Source organism: Burkholderia sp. Bp9031 (genome assembly GCF_003857965.1).
Taxonomy (GTDB): domain Bacteria; phylum Pseudomonadota; class Gammaproteobacteria; order Burkholderiales; family Burkholderiaceae; genus Burkholderia; species Burkholderia ambifaria_A.
The window spans coordinates 18,518-41,696 of the sequence record NZ_QTPW01000017.1 but is presented as its reverse complement, the minus strand read 5'-3'; the positions used below and the strand labels follow the sequence as shown (position 1 = coordinate 41,696).

The window sequence follows — 23,179 nt, the reverse complement described above, 5'->3', positions numbered from 1 at the left end:
GCCCCGGAGACGAAGCCATGGAATTTTTCCGCATCCGTAAAGACATTCCGTTCATGCGGCACGCGCTGGTGTTCAACGTGATCTCGCTGGTCACGTTCCTCGCCGCCGTGTTCTTCCTGTTCCACCGCGGGCTGCACCTGTCCGTCGAATTCACCGGCGGGACGGTGATCGAGGTCCAGTACCAGCAGGCCGCGCAGCTCGAACCCGTGCGCGACACGCTCGGCAAGCTTGGCTACGCCGATGCGCAGGTGCAGAACTTCGGCACGTCGCGCAACGTGCTGATCCGCCTGCAGCTGAAGGAAGGCCTCACGTCCGCGCAACAGAGCGACCAGGTGATGACCGCGCTGAAGGCGCAGAGCCCCGACGTCTCGCTGCAGCGCGTCGAGTTCGTCGGCCCGCAGGTTGGCCGCGAACTCGCGACCGACGGCCTGCTCGCACTCGCGTGCGTGGTGATCGGCATCGTGATCTACCTGTCGATCCGCTTCGAATGGAAGTACGCGGTCGCCGGCATCATCGCGAACCTGCACGACGTCGTGATCATTCTCGGCTTCTTCGCGTTCTTCCAGTGGGAGTTCTCGCTGGCGGTGCTCGCGGCGATCCTCGCGGTGCTCGGCTACTCGGTCAACGAGTCGGTCGTCATCTTCGACCGGATCCGCGAAACGTTCCGCCGCGAACGCAGGATGAGCGTGCCGGAGGTGATCAACCACGCGATCACGACCACGATGTCGCGGACGATCATCACGCACACGTCGACGGAAATGATGGTGCTGTCGATGTTCTTCTTCGGCGGTCCGACGCTGCACTACTTCGCGCTCGCGCTGACGGTCGGCATCATGTTCGGCATCTACTCGTCGGTGTTCGTCGCGGGCTCGCTCGCGATGTGGCTCGGCATCAAGCGCGAAGACCTGATCAAGGACAAGAAGACCGCGCACGACCCGGACGATCCGAACGCGGGCGCGCAGGTTTAAGCGCCGCGCCGTTTCGGCTGATACCGCAAGGCCGGTCCCTCATGGACCGGCCTTTTTTCATGTGCGCGCCGCGCCCTCCTCCCACGGCGCGACGGCGTGCTGCCGCGATACTGCGAAGTCGATCTCTCCCGCGCGACGGATGCCTACGCACGCGATCACCGGAACCCGAACCGCCGCCGCAGCACGACCAGCGCCGCGAGGCTCAGCACGGCCGCGAACATCAGGTAGAAACTCGGCGCGGTCTTCATCCCGGTCGCGCGGATCAGCCACGCGATGATGAACGGCCCGAAGCCGCCGAAGATCGTCACCGCGACGTTATAGGCGAGCGACATCCCGGTCGTGCGCGTCTGCACCGGAAACACTTCGGACAGCAGGCCCGGCAGCGCCGCGAAATAGCCGGTCATCAGGAACGCGAGCAGCACCTGCAGCGCGATCAGCGTGCCGAAGCCCGGATGCGCGACCAGATACGCGAACGCCGGATAGATCAGCACGAGAATGCCGACCGCCGGCGCGAACATCACCCGCACGCGGCCGTAACGATCCGACCAGTGGCCGACGAGCGGCGCGAACGCCATCTGGATCACGCCGACGACGAGGATCGCCGCGAACGCGGCCGACGGCGCGAGGCCGAGCTGCTTCACGCCGTAGGTCGGCATGAACAGCACGAGATAGGTCGCCACGGTGCCGAGCACCACCACGCCCATCGCGGCGACGAGCCGCGCCTTGTGCGTCGCGAACGTGTCGCGCAACGGGCTCGCGGTGCTTTCGGCCGCGAGGAACTCGGGCGTCTCGTCGACCTTCGAGCGGATGTAGTAAGCGACGGGCCCGAGCAGCAGCCCGAAGAAGAACGGAATGCGCCAGCCCCACGCGGCCATCTGGTCGGCCGTAAGCTGTGCGTTCAGCACGGTGCCGAAGCCCGCGGCGAGCAGCGTCGTGAGACCCTGGCTCGCGACCTGCCAGCTCGCGAAGAAGCCGCGCCGGCCCGGCACGTGTTCGGCGAGGAACGCGGTCGCGCTGCCGAACTCGCCGCCCGCCGAGAAGCCCTGCATCAGCCGCGCGGCGACGAGGATCAGCGGCGCGGCGACGCCGATCGTCTGGTAGGTCGGCAGCACCGCGATGACGAGCGTACCGGCCATCATCAGCAGGATCGACAGCGTGAGTGCGGCCTTGCGGCCCGCGCGGTCGGCGTACGCGCCGAGCACGATCGCGCCGAGCGGGCGCATGAAGAACGACACGCCGAACGTGCCGAGCGTGAGCAGCAGCGACACGGTGTCGTTGCCTGCCGGAAAGAACAGCTTCGAGATCGTCACCGCGAAGAAGCCGTAGACGACGAGATCGAACCATTCGAGCGCGTTGCCGATCGACGCGGCGACCACCGCGCGCCACACGCGCGGCGACGAAGCAATGGAGCTGGACTGCGTGACGGCGTGCATCGGCGATCTCCTTGTCGTTGTACGTTCTGTCCGACGCGTCCGATCTCGCGCCGCGAGCTGTGCCGACGATTATAGGCGCGCAAAAAAAAACCGCCGCGCCCCCGGAAACGGGAGCGCGGCGGCTGGCACGCGGCGGGCCGGCGGCGTGACGCGAGCCGGCCCGGTCGGGCGCGTTACTGCTGCTTGACGGCTTCGGCCGTGATCAGCAGCTTCGTCTTCATCTTGAAGCCGTACTGCTTGCCATAGTCGAGGCCGAAATCGTCGCGGCTGAATTCGCCGACCGCATCGACGCCACACACTTCACGCTTGAGCATCGGGTGCGGCATGCACTTGAGCGAATCGATCTTCAGCGTCAGCGGCTTGGTGACGCCGTGCAGCGTCAGGCTGCCGACCACCGACACCGGCTTGTCGCCGTCGAACTTGATCGTGCCCTTGTAGTTTGCTTGCGGGAACTTGGTTGCGTCGAAGAATTCGGCCGTCTGCAGGTGCTCGTCGAGCTTCGCGCTGCCCGTGTGGATCGATGCGATGTCGGTCGTCACGTCGACCGTACCCGTCTTCGCCGCGCGGTCGAGCGTCACGGTGCCGCTCGACTTGTCGAACTTGCCGCGCCAGACCGACAGGCCGCCGAAGTGGTCGGCCTCGAAGCTCGGGTACGTGTGGCTCGGGTCGAACTGGTACGTCGCACTGTCGGCGAACGCCGAGAACGACAGCGACGCGGCCAGCGCGCCCGCGGCGATGATCAGATGCTTTTTCAAACTCATTCTCCTTGGAACAGCGCCGCGCCCTCGCGCGGCATTCGGGTGATGCGACAGCCCGCCGCTCACTTCGTGGCGACGAGATGGAACTTGATCTGCACGTCGTCGGCGACGATCGACGTGTCCTTCCACTCGCCGGTGCCGACGTTGAACGCCGAACGCTTGATCGGCAGCACGCCGTCGAAGGTCTGCGTCGCGCCGTTCTGCGTGACCGTGACGGGCACCGTGATGGTCTCGGACTTGCCCTTGATCGTCAGCTTGCCGGTCACGTTGTATTTGTTGCCGCCGGCCGGCGCGATCGCCGACGACGCGAAGGTCGCCTGCGGATACGCCTTCGCGTCGAACCAGTCCTTGCCCGCGACCTGGTCGTTGTACATCTTGTCGCCGAGATCGAAGCTCGCGATGTCGATCGTCATTTGCGCGCTGCCCTGCGCGGCCTTCGCCGGATCGAACTTCACCTGCGCGGAAAACTTCTTGAATGCGCCTTCGGTCGGCACGTTCATCTGCTTCGAGACGGCCGACACCTTGCTCTTCGCGAGGTCGACGTCGGCGTGCGCCGCGGCCGACGCGACAAGTGACACCGCGGCGAACGCGGTCAGCATGGAGCGGGAGAAAGACACTTTCATGGGATCCTTCATTTGGCAAAGGGAAGCATCCGCGACAGCAAGCCGTCGCGGTCCAACATCTGGTGCTTGAGCGCCGCGAGCACGTGCAGCGAGACGAGCGCAAGCAAAATGTAATTCAAGGACACGTGAAGCGTCTTGAAGGTTTCCTTCAGCACCGGATCGGGATCGATCAGGCGCGGCAGCGGCACGATGCCGAGGTACACGACCGGGATGTTCGACGCCGAGCTGTACAGGTAGCCGGTCATCGGAATCACGAGCATCAGCACGTACAGCAGGATGTGCACGCCGTGCGACGCCGCACGCTGCCACGCCGGCGTATCGCCCGGCAGCGCGGGCGCCGCGTGAGTCGCACGCCACAGCACGCGCACGACGGCCAGCGCGAATGCCGTCACGCCGATCCACTTGTGCCACGAGAAGTACTTCAGCTTGGTCGGCGTGAAACCGGGGATGTCGGTCATCACCCAGCCGAGCGCGAAGCCGCAGATGATCAGCAGCGCGATCAGCCAGTGCAGCGCGATCGCGGTCTGCGTGTAACGTGCCGGCCTGGCCGGCAGCGAATTCGATGCCATCTTGGATTCCTCAGTTGAGCGAACGGCTGCGCCGGTAAATTCGTCCGACGCTTGTCAAGGGCGCCATGCTACCGCAACCTTTTGTCACGCGCGGACTCTGAGGACAGGCTCGCCAGCCGGCTGCCACGTTCGCGTCAGGTTACCGAACGGTCACAATAAACACGGGCGTTGACACCGCGAAAAGGCCGTTTTGGTAAGATTGGCGCGGGTTCCGGCCCCGTCGACGCACGCATCTGCCGTCACGCAACCACCTTCTCCATGCAACGATACGACCTGATTGCCTGCCACGAATGCGACGCACTGTTGCATAAACCGCGCCTCAGCGGCCGCGAAATCGCGCGCTGTCCGCGTTGCGACGCGCTGCTCTATCGCAACAGCACCACGCAGATCGAGCGAATCACCGCGCTCGCGGTCGCGGCGCTGGTCACGTTCGTCATCGCGCAGACGTTCCCGATTCTCGAAATGGACCTGAACGGCACCCGCGTGCAGACGACGCTGATCGGCGCGATCGATGCGCTGTGGCACCAGGACATGGCGGTCGTCGGCGTGATGGTGTTCTGCTCGACCGTGCTGTTCCCGCTCGTCGAGATGGCCGCGCTGCTTTACGTGCTGCTGCCGATCCGCCGCGGTGTCGTGCCGCCTGGCCTCAACCTCGTGCTGCGCATGATCCAGCTCGTGCGGCCGTGGGGCATGATCGAGGTGTTCATGCTCGGCATCCTCGTGACGATCGTGAAGATGGTGAGTCTCGCAAGGGTCGTTCCCGACGCCGCGCTGTTCGCGTTCGGCGCGCTCACGCTGATGACCGCCGTCGTGCTGATGTTCGATCCGCGCACGCTGTGGGACATCGCCGACGACCTGCGCGCCGGCCGCTCGCCCGCGCGGCCCGACGACGCCACGCCGCTGCCGCAAGGTCCCCGCCGATGACGACACCGACCGCCGCCCGCGAGGGCTACGCCAGCTGCCACGCGTGCGGGCTCGTGCAGACGATCGATCATCCGCACGCGCATTGCGCGCGCTGCGGCAGCGCGCTCCATTTCCGTACGCCGAACAGCATCATGCGCACCTGGGCGCTGCTGATCGCGGCCGCGATCCTCTATATCCCGGCGAACCTGCTGCCGATCCTGCACACGTCGTCGATCGTCGGCTCGCAGGAAGACACGATCATGAGCGGCGTCATCTATTTCTGGACATCGGGCGACTGGCCGCTCGCCGTCGTCGTGTTCGTCGCCAGCGTCCTCGTGCCGATGCTCAAGCTCGGCGTGCTGACGATCCTCGTGACCAGCGCGCAGCGGCGCGCCGCGTGGCGGCCGCTGCAGCGCACGCGCCTGTTCCGGATCGTCGAGCGGATCGGCCGCTGGTCGATGCTCGACATCTTCGTCGTGACGCTGACCGTCGCGCTCGTCCATTTCCGTTCGCTCGCCGTGATCACGGCCGGCCCCGGCGCGCTCGCGTTCGGCTCGGTCGTGATCCTGACGATGCTCGCGTCGATGCAGTTCGATCCCCGCCTGATCTGGGATCCAGTCGAAACCTCAGGGAAACACCATGAATAGTCCGCAAGGCCCGCAGCACGACGCGTCCCGGCCACCCGATCCGGCGATCTCGACGAAAGGCGGCTGGCTGCCGTCGCTCGTCTGGCTCGTGCCGCTGATCGCCGCGCTGATCGGCATCGGCCTCGTGATCAAGTCCGTGCGCGAGCGCGGCCCGGAAATCTCGATCAGCTTCCACAGCGCGGAAGGGCTCGAGCCGGGCAAGACGCAGGTCAAGTACAAGGACGTCGAGATCGGCATGGTCAAGACGATCAAGCTGTCGAAGGACCTGTCGCGCGTGCTCGTCCAGGTGCAGCTGAAGAAGGAAGCCGAGGACTTCGCGGTCAAGGGCTCGCGCTTCTGGATCGTGCGTCCGCGCGTCGGCACGACCGGCGTGTCGGGGCTCGGCACGCTGCTGTCGGGCGCGTACATCGGCGTCGACGCCGGCCACGGGCAGGACACGCAGAGCGACTTCACGGGCCTCGAGACGCCGCCGGCCGTGACCGGCGACCAGAAGGGCACCCAGTATGTGCTGCGCGGCGATTCGCTCGGCTCAGTCGACATCGGTTCGCCCATCTACTACCGCCGCGTGCAGGTCGGCCAGGTGGTCGGCTTCTCGCTCGACAAGGACGGCACGGGCGTCACGTTCAACGTGTTCGTCAACGCGCCGTACGACCAGTACGTCGGCGTGAACTCGCGCTGGTGGCAGGCGAGCGGCGTCGACCTGCGGCTCGATTCGAGCGGCCTGAAACTGAACACGCAGTCGCTCGCGACGGTGATCCTCGGCGGCATCGCGTTCCAGACGCCGCCGAACCAGGACAGCGGCGCAACCGCTCCGAACAACACGACCTTCCGCCTCGGCTCCGACGAGGCCGACGCGATGCGCGACCCGGACGGCCAGCCGCTGCAGGTCGTGATGAACTTCAACCAGTCGCTGCGCGGGCTTGCCGTCGGCGCGCCGGTCGATTTCCGCGGCATCGTGCTCGGCGAAGTGACGAACATCGGCATCGACTTCGATCCGAAGACCAAGAACTTCCTGATGCCGGTGACGATGAACATCTATCCGGAGCGGCTCGGCCGGCGTTTCCGCGAAACGATCGAGAGCAAGGGCGAACCGGCCCGCCGCGAGATCGTCGAGCGCCTCGTCAAGCACGGGCTGCGCGGCCAGCTGCGCACCGGCAACCTGCTGACGAGCCAGCTGTACGTCGCGCTCGACTTCTTCCCGAAGGCGCCGGCCGTGACGATCGACGCGGCGCGCCAGCCGCTCGAGCTGCCGACCGTGCCGAACACGCTCGACGAGCTGCAGCTGCAGGTCGCCGACATCGCGAAGAAGCTCGACAAGGTGCCGTTCGACCAGATCGGCGCGAACCTGAACAGCGCGCTGTCGAACGCCGACAAGCTGTTCAAGCAGCTCGACACGCAGGTCGCGCCGGAAGCGCGCGACACGCTGTCGGCCGCGAAGCAGACCTTCTCGACCGCCGAGGCGACGCTGCAGCAGGATTCGCCGCTGCAGTCCGACGTGCGCGGCGCGCTGAAGGAGCTCACGCGCACGCTGCAATCGCTGAACGCGCTCGCCGACTATCTGGAGCGCCATCCCGAATCGCTGCTCAAGGGCAAGCCAGGAGACCAACAATGACGACACGCGTGAACGGTTTCGCGAGCGGCGCGGCGGCGGCCTTCGCCGCACTCGCGCTCGCCGCGTGCAGCTCGCCGCCCGCGCGGTTCTATACGCTGAGCCCGGCCGACGCCGCGGCGCCCGTGCGCACCGCGCCCGCCAATCCGGCGTTCCTGATCGAGGTGCCGTCCGTCGGCGTGCCCGAGCAGGTCGCGAAGAACCAGCTCGTCGTGCAGAAGAACGCCGCGCAGGTCGACGTGCTCGAGCAGGAGCGCTGGGCCGCGCCGCCCGCCGACGAGATTCGCCGCGCGCTGTCCGACGATCTCGCCGCGCAGCTCGGCACGATCGACGTCGCGAATTCCGCGTATCCGGCCGGCGTGCCCGTCTATCGGATCAGCGTGAACGTGCAGCGCTTCGAGTCGTGGCCCGGCAAGCGTGCGGCGATCGATGCGGTGTGGAGCGTGCGCGCGCTCGGCACGCAGGCGGTGATGACGTGCCGCACGAGCGTCGCGGAACCGGTCGCCGACGGCTACGACGCGCTCGTTGCCGGACACCGGCGCGCACTGGACGTGATTGCAGCGCAGGCTGCGTCCGGCGTGCGCGCAATGGCCGCGCGGGGCGGTGCGACGGCGGCCTCGACCGCGTCCGGCAAGGCAACGTCCGCCGCGCCTGCCGTGCCCTGCCCGGCCAATCCGACGCCCGGCGACGACGCAGGCGCGACCGGCAAGTCCGGCGCGTAAGCGCACGGCGCGCGGCCCGGTGCATTCGCGCATGCGACCGCATGCGGCATGCGCCGCCCGATAGCCGTCATCGGCGGCGAACCGCGTGCGCGCGGCGCCGCGCACGCCAATTCGCCGCCATCGCCGTTCGGCCGACGCCGCACGGCATCCATCGGCCGAACGGCGGCTTTGCATTGTTTGTCAAAATCCGCCGGAACCGGCGCCACACACCGCGGTCGGCTTGCGTTTTCGCGCCCGATTGACGATCCTACGCACTTCCCGGCTTGCGCCGCCCGTCGTGCGCGCGAGCCAGCGGCGATCCGCCCGCGTCCGATCCGATCGCCACGCCTCCCGGGGCTCGCGCGCATCCGCGCGCGGCGCATCGGGGCAGCCGCATCGCGGATCGCCACGCGTCGTCCGGCTACGCGACCAGCCTCACCGTTCTCCCCGGCGCCGCGCCGTGTTCCCGGCCGGCATCCCGAACCCGCCCGTCCAGGGCTTTCGCTATTCCGTTTATGTTTCGTTCCCTGACGACCCTGATCAAGAAGTGGCGCGCGTCGCGCAATGCGGGCCACCAGCTCGATGCGCTGCTCGCGCATGCCGACGCGGACGTGTCGTACGCCGAGCGCAGCGAATGGCTGATCGAGCTCGCGCACTGGCTGCGCCGCAACGGCGCGATGCAGGCCGCGCAGGATGCGCCGGCCGAGCGCGATGCCGACACGCGCGCGTACCCGGCCCACGCGCGGCTGCGCTACCTGTTCCACGTGCTCGATCGCAATCCCGCGTGGAAATCGCATGCGGCGCGCATCCTGCGCGGGATCCTGCGCGAATGCGACGGCATCTCGCTGCTGTGCGATGCTGGGATGCCGGTGCATTCCGGCTTCTTCGGCGCGCTGTTCGAGCGGATCGACGCGTCGCTGATTCCGCCCGCGCCGAACCGCCGCGAGCTCGCGGCGCTGTTCACGCTGATGTTCCCGACGCCGGAAGACGCGCAATGGATCGATGCGCTGCCCGACGACCTGCTCGCGCGCCTCGCCGAGCTGATCTCGTTCGACGTCACCGACGAAGAGCGCCACGAGCCCGGCTCGTTCTCGCGCGACCTGCTGGCCGCGCTGCACAACCTGACCTGCCAGATCAGTTCGACCGGCCTGTCGCAGACGGTACGCAGCCGGCTGTCCGACGACGACGCGCGCAAGCCGCTCGAAACGCAGCCGTTCTATCGCCTGACGCGCGCAATGCTCGCGGTCGAAACCGCGCACGCGGCCGCCGAGGACGGCGGCGACGCGAGCAAGCTGCTGCACGAGGTGAACTACCTGCGCGTGCTGCTCGACGAATGCCGGATCGCGGTCGACGACGTGTTCGCGCACCTGTACCGCAATGGCGTGTCGGTCGACATCGTGTTCCAGGTCGAACGGATGCGCATGCGCATCCTGCGCGCGGAAATGCTGCTCAACGCATGGATGGCACGCGACGACCTGCGCGGGATGGCGCGCCTGACGGCCGAGCTCGTCGACGCGAACCAAAACAGCCAGAGCGTCACGCACCTCGTGCGCAGCAACTTCTCGCTGTTCGCGCGCAAGCTCGTCGAGACCAATGCCGACACCGGCGAGCACTACATCTCGCGCGGTCGCGCCGAGTACCTGAAGATGCTGCGGATGGCCGCGGGCGGCGGCCTCGTGACCGTCGCGACCGTGTGCGTGAAGTTCGCGATCACGGGCGCGCACCTGCAGTCGATGCTCGAAGGGCTGCTCGCGGGCGTCAACTACGCGGCCAGCTTCATGCTGATGCACTTCCTGCACTTCACGCTCGCGACCAAGCAGCCCGCGATGACCGCGCCGACGCTCGCACGCGAGCTCGACGACACCGGTCACGAGGAAGGCGTGAAGGCGTTCGTCGCGTCGGTGATCGCGCTGATCCGCACGCAAGCCGCGGCGATCTCCGGCAACGTGCTCGTCGTGCTGCCCGTGTGCCTGCTCGTGCAGCTGTTCGCGGGCAACCTGCTGCACGCGAACCTGATCTCGCCGGACAAGGCGCACGCGACACTGCATTCGTTCTCGCTGCTGGGCCCGACGCCGCTCTACGCAGCGCTCACGGGCGTGCTGCTGTGGGCGTCGAGCCTGCTCGCGGGCTGGGCCGACAACTGGTTCGTGCTGCACCGGGTCGGCGACGCGCTCACCTACAACCGCCGGCTGCGGCTCACGCTCGGCGCGTCGGGCGCCGCGAAGCTCGCGCACTTCTGCCGGTCGAACGTCGCAGGCGTGGTCGCCAACGTCGGCCTCGGCCTGATGCTCGGCCTGATCCCGGCGATCGTCACCGTGTTCCTGTTCCCGTTCGAGGTGCGGCACGTGACGCTGTCGGCCGGCTCGATCGGGATCGCGCTCGGCGTGCTCGGCAAGGATGCGTTGAGTACGCCCGAGCTGTGGTGGGCCTGCGCCGGCGTGCTGAGCATGGCGATCCTCAACGTGCTCGTGAGCTTCGCGCTCGCGTTCACGATGGCCGTGCGCTCGCGCAGCCTGCGCCGCACCAAGGTGCGCGCGCTGGTCGGCGCGATCGCGCGCACGGTCCTGTCGAAGCCGTCCGCGCTGTTCTGGCCGGCCGCCGTCCCGGCCGCGCGGGCCGGCCAGCCGGACTCGCACTGACCGTTCGACGCCGGCGCGGGCGCCGCCGCGCGGGCCGAGCGGCCCGCCGTCACGGCCGGTGCGCCCGCGCCGGCGCCCCAAATCGGACGCAACGCCCGCTCCAGCCGCCCGCGCCGCGTACAATAGTGGACTTTTGCACGTCCTCACCCGCCTTATGTCCTCGCCCACCCTGTACGAATTCTTCGCTCCCTGCCCGCGCGGCCTCGAAGCGGCGCTTGCCGCCGAGCTGGCCGAAATCGCCGGCCGCCATCTGGACGGCGCGCCGTTCACCGCGGGCGCGCAGGTGCCGGGCGGCGTTCATTTCCGTGGCGGCTGGGCCGCCGGCATGGCCGCGAACCTCCATTCGCGGATTGCGAGCCGGATCCTGCTGAAGATCGCACACCGCCCGTACCGCAACGAACAGGACGTCTACGCGCTCGCGCTCGAGCAGCCGTGGGAACGCTGGTTCGCGTCGACGCAGACGCTGCGCGTCGACATCACCGCGATCAAGTCGCCGCTGAAGAGCCTCGAATTCGCGACGCTGCGCGTGAAGGACGCGATCTGCGACCGGATGCGCGAGAAGACCGGCTCGCGGCCGAGCATCGACACCGGCGCGCCGGACGTGCGCGTGTTCGCGTTCCTGACGGCCAACGAGTGCACGCTGTACCTCGATACATCGGGCGAGCCGCTGTTCAAGCGCGGCTGGCGCCTCGACAAGGGCGCCGCGCCGCTGCGCGAGAACCTCGCGGCCGGCATCCTGCGCCTGACGGGCTGGACGCCCGGCACGCCGCTGTACGACCCGATGTGCGGCAGCGGCACGTTCCTCGCGGAAGCCGCGCAGATCGCGCTCGGCGTCGCGCCGGGCGTCGAGCGCCGCTTCGGCTTCGAAAAGCTCAAGCAGTACGACATCACCGCATGGCAGGGCCTGAAGGTCGCGGCGCTCGACGTGAAGCGCGCGGCGCGCGGCAAGCGCGATGCGCTCGGCGTGTACGGCAGCGACATCTCGGGCGACATGCTCGAGAAGGCGCGCGCGAACCTCGAGCGCGCGGGCGTGCCGTCGGTATGGCTCAAGCAGGTCGACGCGCGCGGGATGACGCCGCCGTGCGACGGCCCGGGCATCATCCTCGCGAACCCGCCGTACGGCGAGCGGATCGAGGTGCGCGGCCGCAGCGCGCGCGGCGAGGTGCGCGAGACGGGCCGCAACCGCGGCAACGACGACGCATTCCGCCGCACGCACACCGATGCGCCCGACAGCGAGTTCTTCAACGCGCTCGGCGATGCGCTCAAGCAGCGCTTCACAGGCTGGCAGGCGTTCCTGCTGACGTCGGACCGGTCGCTGCCGGGCCAGCTGCGGCTGCGCGAATCGGCGAAAACGCCGCTGTTCAACGGCGCGCTCGAATGCCGGCTGTTCCGCTTCGACCTGATCGCCGGCAGCGTGAAGGCACGCCCGGCCGCGCCGGAAGGCGACGCCTGACGCGCCCACACCCCGCGCCGGCCGCTGCGGCCGCCCGCTGACACCCAGACGATGCCCGGCCGATCCGCCGGGCATTTTTTCTTTCTGCCGCCCCCATGCGGGCAGCCCCCCGCGTGGCGCCCCGCCACCCGCGCGCCGCCGAGGTTTCGCACGGCGCCTGTGCCGACGAAGCGGCGTTTTGTCAGCACCGCCATGACTACTGACAGCACGCTGTCAGCAGCCCCCGATCACACTGCAATCCCGGCGCAATGCAAGGCTGGTTTCCCTCAAGAACCCGAACAAAACAAGGAGCTCGTCATGACGTCCGCAACTGCAACTGCAACCGAAACCGCAACGCTGGAACGCGCGATCGCATGGTTCGACATCCCGTCCCTCGATTTCGACCGGGCGATCCGTTTCTACGAAACCGTGCTGCAAACGACGCTGCAGCGCGAAGTCATCGGCGGCGTGCCGATGGCCGTGTTCGATCACGAAGCGTCGAGCACGGGCGGCAGCATCGTGTTCGATCCGCAGCAGATGAAGCCGAGCGCGAACGGCGTGCTCGTGTACCTGAACGCCGGCGAGTCGGTCGTCGCGGCGCTCGAACGCGCGAAACGCGCGGGCGGCGTCGTGCAGGGCTCGGTCATCGAGCTGCCGAACAACTACGGCTACATAGGCTACCTGATCGACACCGAAGGCAACCGCGTCGGCCTGCACGCACCGAAATGCCACTGAGCGCATCCACGATCCGGCCGGCGCGGCGCTATCATCGCGAAGTCCCCGTCGCCGTTGGAGTCGAGGTGCAGCCATGACGCGCCGTGCCGACCGCCTGTTCCAGATCGCCGAGCTGCTGCGCGGGCGTCGTCTCACGACCGCACAGCAGCTCGCCGACTGGCTGTCGGTGTCGCCGCGCACGGTCTATCGCGACGTGCGAGACCTGCAACTGTCAGGGGTACCGATCGAAGGCGAAGCCGGTATCGGCTACCGGCTGAACCGCAACGCGAGCCTGCCGCCGCTCACGTTCACGGCCGAGGAACTCGCGGCGCTCGCGGTCGGCGCGCGGATGCTCGAGACCTGGGGCGGCGCGCGCTTCGCGGGCGGTGCGCGCTCGGCGCTCGCGAAGATCGCGTCGGCGATGCCGGCCGACAAGCGCACCGCGCTCGATCGCCTGCCGGTGTTCGCGCCGTCGTTCCACATCGACGAGACGTTCTGCGCGAAGGTCGATGCGATCCACCAGGCGGTCGACACGCACCACGTCGTCAGCTTCGACTACCGCGACCGGCTCGGCGCGCACACGCAGCGCCGCGTGTGGCCGCTCGGGCTCGTCTACTGGGGCGGACGCTGGACGATCGGCGCGTGGTGCGAACTGCGCGGCGACTTCCGCACCTTCGACATCGCGCGGATGGGCGACATCACCGTGCACGAGCAGTTTCCGGACATGGAAGGCCGGCGGATCGCCGACTATATGCGGATCGCGGACGCGCCGATGCGCTGAAGCGCACGCGGCGACAGCAAGCCGCAAGCCTGCCCCCTGCACCGGGGCGTGCGCCCCGGCAACACCCGTCAGCCCTCGAACACCACTGGCCGCTTCGGCCGCTCGTCGACGTGCAACGAAAACACGTCGGCGCGCGCATAGTGCCCCACAACGTCGAAGTCGTAACGCGCACGCACGAGTTCGTCGGTATCGATGCGCGCGGTCACGAGCCCGGCCTCGCCGATCAACGGCTCCGTCAGCAGGTCGCCGAGCGGCCCGACGATCACGCTGCCGCCGCGGATCAGCGGCCGCTCGGGATCCCAACCCGGCACGTCGATGCCGAGCGAGCGCGGCGACGGCTGCACCTGGCACGCACTCACGACGAAGCAGCGCCCCTCGTGCGCGATGTGCCGCATCGAGCTTTGCCACAGGTCGCGCTCGTCGACGGTCGGCGCGCACCAGATCTGCACGCCTTTCGCATACATCGCGCAGCGCAGGAGCGGCATGTGGTTCTCCCAGCAGATCGCGGCGCCCGCGCGGCCCGCGGCCGTGTCGACCACCGGCAGCGTCGAGCCGTCGCCCTGCCCCCAGATCAGCCGCTCGGTGCCGGTCGGCATCAGCTTGCGGTGCTTCGCGACGAGTCCGTCGCGCGGATCGAAGAACAGCGCCGTGCAATACAGCGTGCTGCCGCCGCGCTCGATCACGCCGACCACGAGGCTCGCGCCCGTGCGCTGCGACAGCGCGGTCAGTTCGTCGGTTTCCGGCCCCGGCACGTCGATCGCCTGCGCGGCGTAGCGCGCATAGGCGTCGCGGCCCTCGGGCAGCCGGTAGCCGAGCCGCGTGCCGAAGATCTCGCCTTTCGGATAGCCGCCGAGCACGGCCTCGGGCAGCACGACAAGCGACGCGCCGCTGTCGCGGATCGCGGTTTCGTAGCCGAGGATCGTGTCGAGCGTGGCGCGCGTGCCGGCGGGCGACGCGCCGATCTGCAGCGCGGCGATGACTGAGGTGGACATGAAGGCGTCTCCGGTGAATGGGGTAACGCCATCTTTGTCGATATCATTTCATCGATCAAATCGATACAACGATAACTGACATGAATGCGGATGATATCGCCGGGCTCGACCTGAACCTGCTGAAGGTGTTCGAGGCGCTGTACGAGGAAGGCGGCGCGAGCCGCGCGGCGCTGCGGCTCGACCTCACGCAGTCGGCGGTCAGCGCGGCGCTCGCGCGGCTGCGCGTGATCTACGCCGATCCGCTGTTCGTGCGCACCGGCCGCGGCCTCGCGCCGACGCCGCGCGCGGACGAGCTGAAGCCGATCCTGTCCGACGCGCTCGACCGCTGCCGCGAAAGCCTCGCCATTGCGGCCGACGGCGGCGAGCGGGTCGGCCGCACGATCTCGATCGGGCTGTCGGACGACTTCGAGATCGCGCTCGGCCGCGCGCTGATCGACGCGGTCGCGCGGGAAGCCGCGGGTATCCGGCTGATCTTCCGGCAGACCCATAGCGGCATCGCCGGCGACGCGCTGCTGCGGCACGGCGTCGACCTCGCGATCGCGTCGGGCGGGTTTTCGGCGAACGGCCTCAGCCGGCGGGCGGTCGCGACGGGCGGCTACGCGTGCCTGATCGATCCGGCCGGCCGCGCGCGATCTCCGCGCACGCTCACGCTCGCCGATTTCCTGCAGCGCGATCACCTGCTCGTGTCGTCGGGCGGCGTGATCGGGATCGTCGACGAGGCGCTGGCCGCGCTCGGCCACAAGCGGCGCGTCTCGGCCTCGACCACGCACTTCGCTGCGCTGCCGTACCTGCTCGCAGGATCCGACGCCGTGGCGACGATTCCGGCGCACGCTGCACGCGCGATCGCGCAGTCGACGTCGTTGCGCGCGCTCGCGTGCCCGGTCGAGCTGCCACGCTACCCGGTGGAAATCGGCTGGCGAACGAGCACGCAGCGCGACCCGGCGATCGTGCGCGTGCGGGACACGATCGCCGCCTGGGTCGCGACGATCGTCGCGCCGTAAAAATGGGGTGCGACTCTGCTGGTGCCGGTGAGCTGGTGCCGGTGAGCTGGTGCCGGTGAGCTGGTGCCGGTGAGCTGGTGCCGGTGAGCTGGTGCCGGTGAGCTGCTGCCGGTGGGCTGCTGCCGATGGACTGTCGCGACGGGCTGCTGGCCGGCGGGCTGTTGCCGGTAGGCCTATGGCCCCCTCCGCCCGGCCCGCGAGCCGATCGATGCAGGCCGCGCCGCCGATACACCTCGCTGCAACCGGGGCGTTCCGTCGTCGCCATACGAATGACGAGGGTCGGATTCGTCTAACGAAGGGACCGGCAGCGTCCGGGCGCAACCGGTAAAATGCCGAACCATGAAACCCGAAATCTGGACCCCACATGTGACCGTCGCGGCGCTCGTCGAGCGCGACGGTCGCTTTCTCGTGATCGAGGAAGAAACGTCGACGGGCCTGCGCATCAACCAGCCGGCCGGCCATCTCGAAGCCGGCGAGACGCTCGCCGACGCCGTGATCCGCGAGACGCTCGAGGAAACCGCGCATCCGTTCGTCCCCGATGCGCTCGTCGGCGTGTATCTCGCGCACTACGACCGCCCCGGCAGCGCCGGCGCGACCTACCTGCGCTTCACGTTCTGCGGCACGGCCGGCGAGCCGCTGCCGGGCCACACGCTCGACGACGGCATCGTCCGCACACTGTGGATGAGCGCCGACGAACTGCGCGCGTGCAGCGAGCGCCACCGCTCGCCGGCGGTGATGCGCTGCGTCGACGACTATCTCGCCGGGCGGCGCATTCCGCTCGATTTCGTGCATACGCATTCGGTCGCGCCACGTCCGGAAGCATTCGACCGTCAGGCGGTGAACAAATGAGCAAGCGCCGTGTAGTAGTGGGCATGTCGGGCGGCGTCGATTCGTCGGTGACCGCATGGCTGCTGAAGGAACAGGGGTACGACGTGGTCGGCCTGTTCATGAAGAACTGGGAAGACGACGACGACGGCGAATATTGCTCGACGCGCCAGGACTGGATCGACGTCGTGTCGGTCGCCGACCTGATCGGCATCGACGTGGAAGCCGTGAACTTCGCGGCCGAATACAAGGACCGCGTGTTCGCCGAATTCCTGCGCGAATACTCGGCCGGCCGCACGCCGAACCCGGACGTGCTGTGCAACGCCGAGATCAAGTTCAAGGCGTTCCTCGATCACGCGATGTCGCTCGACGCGGAAATGATCGCGACCGGCCACTACGCGCGCGTGCGCGAGCGCGACGGTCGCTTCGAACTGCTGAAGGCATTCGATCATACGAAAGACCAGTCGTACTTCCTGCACCGGCTGAACCAGGCGCAGCTGTCGAAGACGATGTTCCCGCTCGGCGAGATCCCGAAGACGAAGGTGCGCGAGATCGCCGCGCAGATTGGCCTTCCGAACGCGAAGAAGAAAGACTCGACCGGCATCTGCTTCATCGGCGAACGGCCGTTCCGCGACTTCCTGAACCGCTATCTTCCGACGAAACCCGGCCCGATGAAGACGCCGGACGGCAAGGTGGTCGGCGAACATATCGGCCTCGCGTTCTACACGTTCGGCCAGCGCAAGGGCATCGGCCTCGGCGGCAGCAAGGACGGCAGCGGCGAGCCGTGGTTCGTCGCCGCGAAGGACATCGCGTCGAACACGCTGTACGTCGTGCAGGGCCACGACCATCCGTGGCTGCTGTCGCGCGAGCTCGTCGCCGGCAACGTGAGCTGGGTCGCGGGCGAGCCGCCGGCCGACGGCTTCTCGTGCGGCGCGAAGACACGCTACCGGCAGGCGGATGCGGCATGCTCGTTCGGTCGGGCCGACGAAGGACACTTCTCGCTCGCGTTCGACGACGCGCAATGGGCGGTCACGCCCGGCCAGTCGGCCGTGCTGTACGACGGCGAAATCTGCCTGGGCGGCGGCATCATCGAATTCGCGGCCACCGGCCAGCCCGGCCAGACGGCGCCGGCCGCGGCGGCAACCCACCCGGGCACGCTCGCCGGAGCACGCTGACATCCATTCGGTTTAGACTTGCGGCACGCCGCGCCCGGCGGAACACGATTCCGCCGCGGCCGGTGCGCCGCCTTCGCAGCGTACGCATGGCGGCATTTCAAGATGCTTACGGAGCCCCCATGCTTTCACGACGCTACCTCGCGATGTGGTGTGCCGTCCTGCTGCTCGTCGCGGCGGCCGCACTCGCGTCGATCCACGTGCTTTCCTGGCTGTGGATCATCCTCCCCGTCGCCCTCGTCGCACTCGGCCTGTACGACCTGAACCAGGACCGCCACGCGATCCTGCGCAATTACCCGCTCTGGGGCCATTTCCGCTTCCTGTTCGAGTTCATCCGCCCCGAGATCCGCCAGTATTTCGTCGAGGACGACACCGACGAGAAGCCGTTTTCGCGCGCGCAGCGCAGCCTCGTCTACCAGCGCGCGAAAAACGTCGCCGACAACCGCCCGTACGGCACCGAACTGAACGTGAAGGCCGTCGCGCACGAATGGATCAGCCACTCGCTCGCGCCGACGAAGTTGCCGAACCACGACTTCCGCATCCGGGTCGGCGTGAACCGCGCGCAGCCGTACGACATCTCGATCTTCAACATCTCGGCGATGAGCTTCGGCTCGCTGTCCGCGAACGCGATCCGCTCGCTGAACCTCGGCGCGAAGAAAGGCGGATTCGCGCACGACACGGGCGAAGGCTCGCTGTCGAAATACCACCGCGAGAACGGCGGCGACATCATCTGGGAAATCGCGTCCGGCTACTTCGGCTGCCGCAACGACGACGGCACGTTCAACCCCGACAAGTTCGCGAAGCAGGCCGCCGATCCGCAGGTCAAGATGATCGAGATCAAGCTGTCGCAAGGCGCGAAGCCCGGCCACGGCGGCGTGCTGCCGGCCGCGAAGATCACGCCCGAGATCGCCGAGACGCGCGGCGTGCCGATGGGCAAGGACTGCATCTCGCCCGCGACCCACTCGGAATTCTCGACGCCGCGCGGGCTGCTCGAATTCGTCGAGCGGCTGCGCACGCTGTCGGGCGGCAAGCCGACCGGCTTCAAGCTGTGCATCGGCCATCCGTGGGAATTCTTCGGGATCGCGAAGGCGATGATCGAGACGGGCATCGTGCCCGACTTCATCGTCGTCGACGGTGCGGAAGGCGGCACCGGCGCGGCGCCGCTCGAATTCACCGACCATGTCGGCGTGCCGCTGCAGGAAGGGCTGCTGCTGGTGCACAACACGCTCGTCGGGATCGGCGTGCGCGAGCGCGTGAAGATCGGCGCGAGCGGCAAGATCATCACCGCGTTCGACATCGCGCGCACGCTCGCGATCGGCGCCGACTGGGTGAACTCGGCGCGCGGCTTCATGTTCGCGGTCGGCTGCATCCAGGCGCAGCATTGCCATACCGACCGCTGCCCGACCGGGGTCGCCACCCAGGACCCGGTGCGCCAGCGCGCCCTCGTCGTGCCCGACAAGGCCGAGCGCGTGTACAACTTCCATCGCAATACGCTGCACGCGCTTCAGGAACTCGTGCAGGCGGCCGGCCTCGGCCATCCGTCCGAGCTGCGCGCGCATCACATCGTGCAGCGCGTCGCGCCGCACGAAGTGCGGCTGATGTCGCAGCTGCTGAAGTACCTGAAGCCCGGCGCGCTGCTCGACGGCCGGACCTGCGGCTATACGCTGTACGACAAGTGGTGGCCGATCGCTCGCAGCGATTCGTTCGTGCTCGGCGAGACCGTCTACACGTCGATCGAATGACGCGCGATCGCCCGTCACACGGGCGATCCGCCCAAAAAAAGCGCCCCGCGGGGCGCTTTTCTCTTGCCTGCTCGATCCGCAGCCGGTGGCCGGTCAGCCCTGCGGCAGCGTGTCGGCGAACGTCTGCCGCTGCGACAGCTTCACGAAATGCTTGTCGAGATTCGGATGGCGATCGCGCCAGTTGAGCTCGGGCATCCGGAAGTCGAGGTAGCCGAGCGCGCAGCCGAGTGCGATGTCGGCGAGGGTGTAATGATTACCGACGCACCACGTCTTGCCGCCGAGGCCCTGCGACATCGCGACGAGACCGTCGTCGATCTTGCGCTGCTGGCGCGCGATCCAGCTCGCGCTGCGCTGCGCTTCGTCACGCAGCGTGTGTTCGAGACGGATCGCGACAGCCGCGTCGAGCACACCGTCGCCCAGCGCTTCCCAGCAACGCACTTCGACACGTTCGCGCCCCGACGGCGGAATCAGCTTGCCGACCGGCGACAGCGTATCGACGTATTCGCAGATCACGCGGGAATCGAACACCGCGGCACCATCTTCCATCACGAGACACGGGACCTTGCCGAGCGGATTCGATGCATGAATGTCCGTCTCCGGCGCCCACACGTTTTCGAGCTCCAGCTTGTAGTCGATCTTCTTTTCAGCAAGCACGATCCGCGCCTTTCGGACGTACGGGCTGCTGAGCGAACCGATTAATTTCATCATCTGCCTTTTTAAGGGAACCGCCGAGAGTATACGTTGTCGCCGATCATAACCGGCCGGCGTGGCCGGGTAGAAAATCGCCCGTCCGGCCTGTGGATGGTTTGCAACAGCCATCGCCGAGCCCCGTCCGGCGTGGCTTGCGGCCACCCCACTCACGCACCGCGTCCGGCGGCGCTACAATCGCACGAATGAATGCGCCCCTCGATACCGCCATCGCCGTCGACGTCTACCGCCAGCGCCGCGAACGCGTGCTTGCCGCACTGCGCGCCGCGGGCGGCGGCGTCGCCATCGTCCCCACCGCGCCGGAAATGCTGCGCAACCGCGACACGGCCTTTCCGTACCGGTATGACAGCTACTTCCATTACCTGACGGGCTTCACCGAGCCGGACGCCATGCTCGTGCTGAATGCGGCCGGCTCGCACGGCGCGCCGGAATCGATCCTGTTCTGCCGCGCGAAGAATGCCGACCGCGAGATCTGGGAAGGTTTCCACTACGGGCCCGAGGCCGCGCGCGATGCGTTCGGCTTCGACACGGCCTACGCGGTCGACGTGATCGACACCGAAATGCCGCGGCTGCTCGCCGATGCGGGCACCGTGCACTACCGGTTCGGCGCATCGGCCGAGTTCGACCGCCAGCTCGCCGGCTGGATCGATGCGGTGCGCACGCAGGCGCGTGCGGGTGTCGCCGCGCCGGACGCGCTGCTCGACCTCACGCCGCTGCTCGACGACATGCGGCTCATGAAGGACGAACACGAACTCGCGATCATGATGCGTGCCGCGCACATCTCCGCGCTCGCGCATCGCCGCGCGATGCAGGTGTGCCGCCCGGGGATCCGCGAATACGAACTCGAGGCCGAGCTGCTGTACACGTTCCGCAAGCATGGCGCGCAGGCGCCCGCGTACGGCTCGATCGTCGCGGCCGGCGCGAATGCGTGCGTACTGCACTACCCGGCCGGCAATGCGGCCGCGCAGGACGGCGACCTGATCCTGATCGATGCCGCGTGCGAGCTCGACGGCTACGCGTCGGACATCACGCGCACGTTCCCGGCCAACGGGCGCTTCTCGCCCGCGCAGCGCACGCTGTACGACATCGTGCTCGCCGCGCAGCAGGCCGCGATCGACGCGACGCGCGCGGGCGTGCCGTTCGAGGCGCCGCACGACGCGGCCGTGCGCGTGCTCGCGCAGGGGCTGCTCGATACCGGCATCATCGCGAAGACGCGCTTCTCGAGCGTCGACGACGTGATCGCCGAGCGCGCATACGCACGCTTCTACATGCACCGCACCGGCCACTGGCTCGGTATGGACGTGCACGATTGCGGCGACTATCGCGAGCGGCTCGCCGCGCGCGACGCCAACGGCGCGCTGCCGTGGCGCACGCTGAAACCCGGCATGACACTCACCGTCGAGCCGGGCCTGTACGTGCGGGCAGCCGACGACGTGCCGTCCGAATACTGGAACATCGGCATCCGCATCGAGGACGACGCGATCGTGCGCGAGCACGGCTGCGAGCTGATCACGCGCGACGTGCCGGTGGCGGCCGCCGAGATCGAGGCGCTGATGCGTGCGGGCGCGGCGCACGGCACCTGAGCGCGCCGCAGGCTGCTGTCGCGCCTCTGCCGACCCGCCGCCGTTGACCGTTACTTCGTTTCACGAACACTGATGACGACCGCTTCCTCCCCGGCCACGCCGGACTACGACCTCGCCATCGTCGGCGCGGGCCCCGTCGGGCTCGCGCTCGCCGGCTGGCTCGCGCGGCGCAGCGCGACGCAGCACGCGTCGATCGCACTGATCGACGCACGCGAGCCGGCCGCGAGCGCGAACGATCCGCGCGCGATCGCCGTATCGCACGGCAGCCGCGTGCTGCTCGACACGCTCGCGTGGCCCGGCGACGCGACGCCGATCGAACACATCCACGTGTCGCAGCGCGGCCATTTCGGCCGCACGCTGATCGACCGCGACGAGCACGATCTCGCCGCGCTCGGCTACGTGGTGCGCTACGGCTCGATCGTGCAGGCGCTCGCGCAGGTGGTGCGCGGCACGCGCGTCGACTGGCTCACGTCGACCACCGCGCGCGCGCCGCAACAAGACGCCGACGGCGTCACGCTGATGCTCGACGGCCCGCAAGGCGAGCGCACGCTGCGCGCGCGCATCGTCATCAATGCCGAGGGCGGGCTGTTCCACGAGCAGCAGGCCGATGCCGGCAAGCATCGCCGCGACTACGGTCAGACCGCGATCGTCGGCACGGTCACCGTCTCGGCGCCGCGCCCGAACGTCGCGTGGGAACGCTTCACGCACGAAGGCCCGCTCGCGCTGCTGCCGCTCGGCGGCCCGCGCCAGGCCGAGTATTCGCTCGTCTGGTGCTGCACGCCCGACGAGGCGGCCCGCCGCGCCGCCCTCCCCGACGACGCGCTCCTGCGCGAGCTTGGCACGGCCTTCGGCGAGCGGATGGGTCAGTTCGTCGCGATCGCGGGGCGCGCATCGTTCCCGCTCGGGCTGAACGCGGCGCAGACGCTCATCAACGGGCGCATCGCGATCGTCGGCAACGCCGCGCAAACACTGCATCCGGTCGCCGGCCAGGGGCTCAACCTCGGGCTGCGCGATGCGCATACGCTCGTCGACACGCTGTCCACGCAGGGCTTCGAAGCGACGGCGCTCGCCACCTTCAACGCGCGGCGCGCGCTCGACCGGCGCTTCACGATCGGCGCGACCGACACGCTCGCGCGCCTGTTCACGGTCGACGCCGGCCCGCTTCCGCTGCTGCGCGGCGCAGCGCTCACCGTGCTCGAATTCGTGCCGCCGCTCAAGAAGGCGATCGCGCGCCAGATGATGTTCGGCCAGCGCAACTGACGCGCGACGCACACCGCGCATTGCGCGCAGCCGGACCACGCAAACCGGGTCAAATCGGCGGGGCATGGGAATACGGTAAAATGCGCGTTTTCCCTCCGCCTTTTTTGCCCGCGACGCCC

21 protein-coding genes are annotated in these 23,179 nt (G+C 68.4%); 15 read left to right on the top strand and 6 right to left on the bottom strand.

Annotated features, from left to right (window positions below):
• Window positions 1–17 precede the first annotated feature (17 nt).
• Window positions 18–968 (top strand): protein translocase subunit SecF, encoded by a 951-nt coding sequence (gene secF / locus DIE15_RS21720; RefSeq protein ID WP_124834308.1) that lies wholly within the window; start codon window positions 18–20, stop codon window positions 966–968.
• Between the two features lie 155 nt (window positions 969–1,123).
• Here secF and DIE15_RS21715 read toward each other — a convergent pair whose 3' ends face one another.
• The 4 genes from DIE15_RS21715 to DIE15_RS21695 all read right to left on the bottom strand — a co-directional run bounded on the left by DIE15_RS21715 (window position 1,124) and on the right by DIE15_RS21695 (window position 4,351).
• Window positions 1,124–2,401, bottom strand: coding sequence for an MFS transporter (locus tag DIE15_RS21715; RefSeq protein ID WP_057926737.1), 1,278 nt, complete (start codon window positions 2,399–2,401; stop codon window positions 1,124–1,126).
• A gap of 173 nt (window positions 2,402–2,574) precedes the next feature.
• Window positions 2,575–3,156 carry a YceI family protein gene (locus DIE15_RS21705; RefSeq protein ID WP_057926869.1) on the bottom strand — a complete coding sequence of 194 codons (582 nt, stop codon included), beginning with the start codon at window positions 3,154–3,156 and terminating at the stop codon, window positions 2,575–2,577.
• Window positions 3,157–3,221: 65 nt separating this feature from the next.
• On the bottom strand, window positions 3,222–3,782 hold the full coding sequence (locus tag DIE15_RS21700; RefSeq protein WP_124834307.1) for a YceI family protein: 561 nt from the start codon (window positions 3,780–3,782) through the stop codon (window positions 3,222–3,224).
• An 8-nt stretch (window positions 3,783–3,790) separates the two neighbouring features.
• Window positions 3,791–4,351 carry a cytochrome b gene (locus DIE15_RS21695; protein ID WP_057926738.1) on the bottom strand — a complete coding sequence of 187 codons (561 nt, stop codon included), beginning with the start codon at window positions 4,349–4,351 and terminating at the stop codon, window positions 3,791–3,793.
• A gap of 258 nt (window positions 4,352–4,609) precedes the next feature.
• On the opposite strand from DIE15_RS21695, the gene DIE15_RS21690 reads away from it, so the two are divergent.
• The 8 genes from DIE15_RS21690 to DIE15_RS21655 all read left to right on the top strand — a co-directional run bounded on the left by DIE15_RS21690 (window position 4,610) and on the right by DIE15_RS21655 (window position 13,777).
• Window positions 4,610–5,275 (top strand): paraquat-inducible protein A, encoded by a 666-nt coding sequence (locus DIE15_RS21690; RefSeq protein WP_057926739.1) that lies wholly within the window; start codon window positions 4,610–4,612, stop codon window positions 5,273–5,275.
• Window positions 5,272–5,901: a paraquat-inducible protein A gene (locus tag DIE15_RS21685; protein ID WP_057926740.1), complete on the top strand. Its 630-nt coding sequence runs from the start codon at window positions 5,272–5,274 to the stop codon at window positions 5,899–5,901. Before DIE15_RS21690 ends, DIE15_RS21685 begins: the two co-directional genes overlap by 4 nt.
• On the top strand, window positions 5,894–7,513 hold the full coding sequence (locus DIE15_RS21680) for an intermembrane transport protein PqiB (RefSeq protein WP_057926741.1): 1,620 nt from the start codon (window positions 5,894–5,896) through the stop codon (window positions 7,511–7,513). The genes DIE15_RS21685 and DIE15_RS21680 overlap by 8 nt, the downstream gene beginning before the upstream one ends.
• Window positions 7,510–8,232 carry a membrane integrity-associated transporter subunit PqiC gene (locus DIE15_RS21675; RefSeq protein WP_057926742.1) on the top strand — a complete coding sequence of 241 codons (723 nt, stop codon included), beginning with the start codon at window positions 7,510–7,512 and terminating at the stop codon, window positions 8,230–8,232. Before DIE15_RS21680 ends, DIE15_RS21675 begins: the two co-directional genes overlap by 4 nt.
• Before the next feature lie 494 nt (window positions 8,233–8,726).
• Window positions 8,727–10,850, top strand: a complete 2,124-nt coding sequence (locus DIE15_RS21670; RefSeq protein WP_124834306.1) for a site-specific recombinase — start codon at window positions 8,727–8,729, stop codon at window positions 10,848–10,850.
• Window positions 10,851–11,004: 154 nt separating this feature from the next.
• Window positions 11,005–12,303, top strand: a complete 1,299-nt coding sequence (locus DIE15_RS21665; RefSeq protein WP_124834305.1) for a class I SAM-dependent RNA methyltransferase — start codon at window positions 11,005–11,007, stop codon at window positions 12,301–12,303.
• Window positions 12,304–12,600: 297 nt separating this feature from the next.
• Window positions 12,601–13,017 (top strand): VOC family protein, encoded by a 417-nt coding sequence (locus tag DIE15_RS21660; RefSeq protein ID WP_124834304.1) that lies wholly within the window; start codon window positions 12,601–12,603, stop codon window positions 13,015–13,017.
• 73 nt (window positions 13,018–13,090) lie between these two features.
• A complete protein-coding gene (locus DIE15_RS21655; protein ID WP_124834303.1) occupies window positions 13,091–13,777 on the top strand; it encodes a YafY family protein in 687 nt (228 codons plus the stop codon).
• Between the two features lie 68 nt (window positions 13,778–13,845).
• Here DIE15_RS21655 and DIE15_RS21650 read toward each other — a convergent pair whose 3' ends face one another.
• Window positions 13,846–14,769 (bottom strand): carbon-nitrogen hydrolase family protein, encoded by a 924-nt coding sequence (locus DIE15_RS21650; RefSeq protein ID WP_124834302.1) that lies wholly within the window; start codon window positions 14,767–14,769, stop codon window positions 13,846–13,848.
• 80 nt (window positions 14,770–14,849) lie between these two features.
• Here DIE15_RS21650 and DIE15_RS21645 point away from each other — a divergent pair, with 80 nt between their 5' ends.
• The 4 genes from DIE15_RS21645 to DIE15_RS21630 all read left to right on the top strand — a co-directional run bounded on the left by DIE15_RS21645 (window position 14,850) and on the right by DIE15_RS21630 (window position 19,509).
• Window positions 14,850–15,770 (top strand): LysR family transcriptional regulator, encoded by a 921-nt coding sequence (locus DIE15_RS21645; protein WP_124834301.1) that lies wholly within the window; start codon window positions 14,850–14,852, stop codon window positions 15,768–15,770.
• 339 nt (window positions 15,771–16,109) lie between these two features.
• A complete protein-coding gene (locus tag DIE15_RS21640; RefSeq protein WP_057926749.1) occupies window positions 16,110–16,619 on the top strand; it encodes an NUDIX hydrolase in 510 nt (169 codons plus the stop codon).
• A complete protein-coding gene (mnmA, locus tag DIE15_RS21635) occupies window positions 16,616–17,770 on the top strand; it encodes a tRNA 2-thiouridine(34) synthase MnmA (RefSeq protein ID WP_124834300.1) in 1,155 nt (384 codons plus the stop codon). The genes DIE15_RS21640 and mnmA overlap by 4 nt, the downstream gene beginning before the upstream one ends.
• Before the next feature lie 119 nt (window positions 17,771–17,889).
• Complete coding sequence (locus DIE15_RS21630; RefSeq protein ID WP_124834299.1) at window positions 17,890–19,509, top strand: FMN-binding glutamate synthase family protein; 1,620 nt, start codon at window positions 17,890–17,892, stop codon at window positions 19,507–19,509.
• 93 nt (window positions 19,510–19,602) lie between these two features.
• Here DIE15_RS21630 and DIE15_RS21625 read toward each other — a convergent pair whose 3' ends face one another.
• A complete protein-coding gene (locus tag DIE15_RS21625; RefSeq protein WP_057926752.1) occupies window positions 19,603–20,217 on the bottom strand; it encodes a glutathione S-transferase family protein in 615 nt (204 codons plus the stop codon).
• Window positions 20,218–20,402: 185 nt separating this feature from the next.
• Here DIE15_RS21625 and DIE15_RS21620 point away from each other — a divergent pair, with 185 nt between their 5' ends.
• Both DIE15_RS21620 and DIE15_RS21615 read left to right on the top strand, forming a co-directional pair.
• The gene (locus tag DIE15_RS21620; RefSeq protein WP_124834298.1) at window positions 20,403–21,800 is read left to right on the top strand and encodes an aminopeptidase P N-terminal domain-containing protein; all 1,398 of its coding nucleotides are present in this window, start codon (window positions 20,403–20,405) and stop codon (window positions 21,798–21,800) included.
• A 72-nt stretch (window positions 21,801–21,872) separates the two neighbouring features.
• Complete coding sequence (locus DIE15_RS21615) at window positions 21,873–23,060, top strand: UbiH/UbiF/VisC/COQ6 family ubiquinone biosynthesis hydroxylase (protein WP_124834297.1); 1,188 nt, start codon at window positions 21,873–21,875, stop codon at window positions 23,058–23,060.
• Window positions 23,061–23,179: the final 119 nt, after the last annotated feature.

What these genes read in the sequence shown, in the direction of transcription:
- secF (WP_124834308.1), top strand. Translation starts at nt 18, where the DNA reads ATGGAATTTTTCCGCATCCGTAAAGACATTCCGTTCATGCGGCACGCG.
- DIE15_RS21715 (WP_057926737.1), bottom strand. Translation starts at nt 2,401, where the DNA reads ATGCACGCCGTCACGCAGTCCAGCTCCATTGCTTCGTCGCCGCGCGTG.
- DIE15_RS21700 (WP_124834307.1), bottom strand. Translation starts at nt 3,782, where the DNA reads ATGAAAGTGTCTTTCTCCCGCTCCATGCTGACCGCGTTCGCCGCGGTG.
- DIE15_RS21695 (WP_057926738.1), bottom strand. Translation starts at nt 4,351, where the DNA reads ATGGCATCGAATTCGCTGCCGGCCAGGCCGGCACGTTACACGCAGACC.
- DIE15_RS21690 (WP_057926739.1), top strand. Translation starts at nt 4,610, where the DNA reads ATGCAACGATACGACCTGATTGCCTGCCACGAATGCGACGCACTGTTG.
- DIE15_RS21685 (WP_057926740.1), top strand. Translation starts at nt 5,272, where the DNA reads ATGACGACACCGACCGCCGCCCGCGAGGGCTACGCCAGCTGCCACGCG.
- DIE15_RS21680 (WP_057926741.1), top strand. Translation starts at nt 5,894, where the DNA reads ATGAATAGTCCGCAAGGCCCGCAGCACGACGCGTCCCGGCCACCCGAT.
- DIE15_RS21675 (WP_057926742.1), top strand. Translation starts at nt 7,510, where the DNA reads ATGACGACACGCGTGAACGGTTTCGCGAGCGGCGCGGCGGCGGCCTTC.
- DIE15_RS21670 (WP_124834306.1), top strand. Translation starts at nt 8,727, where the DNA reads ATGTTTCGTTCCCTGACGACCCTGATCAAGAAGTGGCGCGCGTCGCGC.
- DIE15_RS21665 (WP_124834305.1), top strand. Translation starts at nt 11,005, where the DNA reads ATGTCCTCGCCCACCCTGTACGAATTCTTCGCTCCCTGCCCGCGCGGC.
- DIE15_RS21660 (WP_124834304.1), top strand. Translation starts at nt 12,601, where the DNA reads ATGACGTCCGCAACTGCAACTGCAACCGAAACCGCAACGCTGGAACGC.
- DIE15_RS21655 (WP_124834303.1), top strand. Translation starts at nt 13,091, where the DNA reads ATGACGCGCCGTGCCGACCGCCTGTTCCAGATCGCCGAGCTGCTGCGC.
- DIE15_RS21650 (WP_124834302.1), bottom strand. Translation starts at nt 14,769, where the DNA reads ATGTCCACCTCAGTCATCGCCGCGCTGCAGATCGGCGCGTCGCCCGCC.
- DIE15_RS21645 (WP_124834301.1), top strand. Translation starts at nt 14,850, where the DNA reads ATGAATGCGGATGATATCGCCGGGCTCGACCTGAACCTGCTGAAGGTG.
- DIE15_RS21640 (WP_057926749.1), top strand. Translation starts at nt 16,110, where the DNA reads ATGAAACCCGAAATCTGGACCCCACATGTGACCGTCGCGGCGCTCGTC.
- mnmA (WP_124834300.1), top strand. Translation starts at nt 16,616, where the DNA reads ATGAGCAAGCGCCGTGTAGTAGTGGGCATGTCGGGCGGCGTCGATTCG.
- DIE15_RS21630 (WP_124834299.1), top strand. Translation starts at nt 17,890, where the DNA reads ATGCTTTCACGACGCTACCTCGCGATGTGGTGTGCCGTCCTGCTGCTC.
- DIE15_RS21625 (WP_057926752.1), bottom strand. Translation starts at nt 20,217, where the DNA reads ATGATGAAATTAATCGGTTCGCTCAGCAGCCCGTACGTCCGAAAGGCG.
- DIE15_RS21620 (WP_124834298.1), top strand. Translation starts at nt 20,403, where the DNA reads ATGAATGCGCCCCTCGATACCGCCATCGCCGTCGACGTCTACCGCCAG.
- DIE15_RS21615 (WP_124834297.1), top strand. Translation starts at nt 21,873, where the DNA reads ATGACGACCGCTTCCTCCCCGGCCACGCCGGACTACGACCTCGCCATC.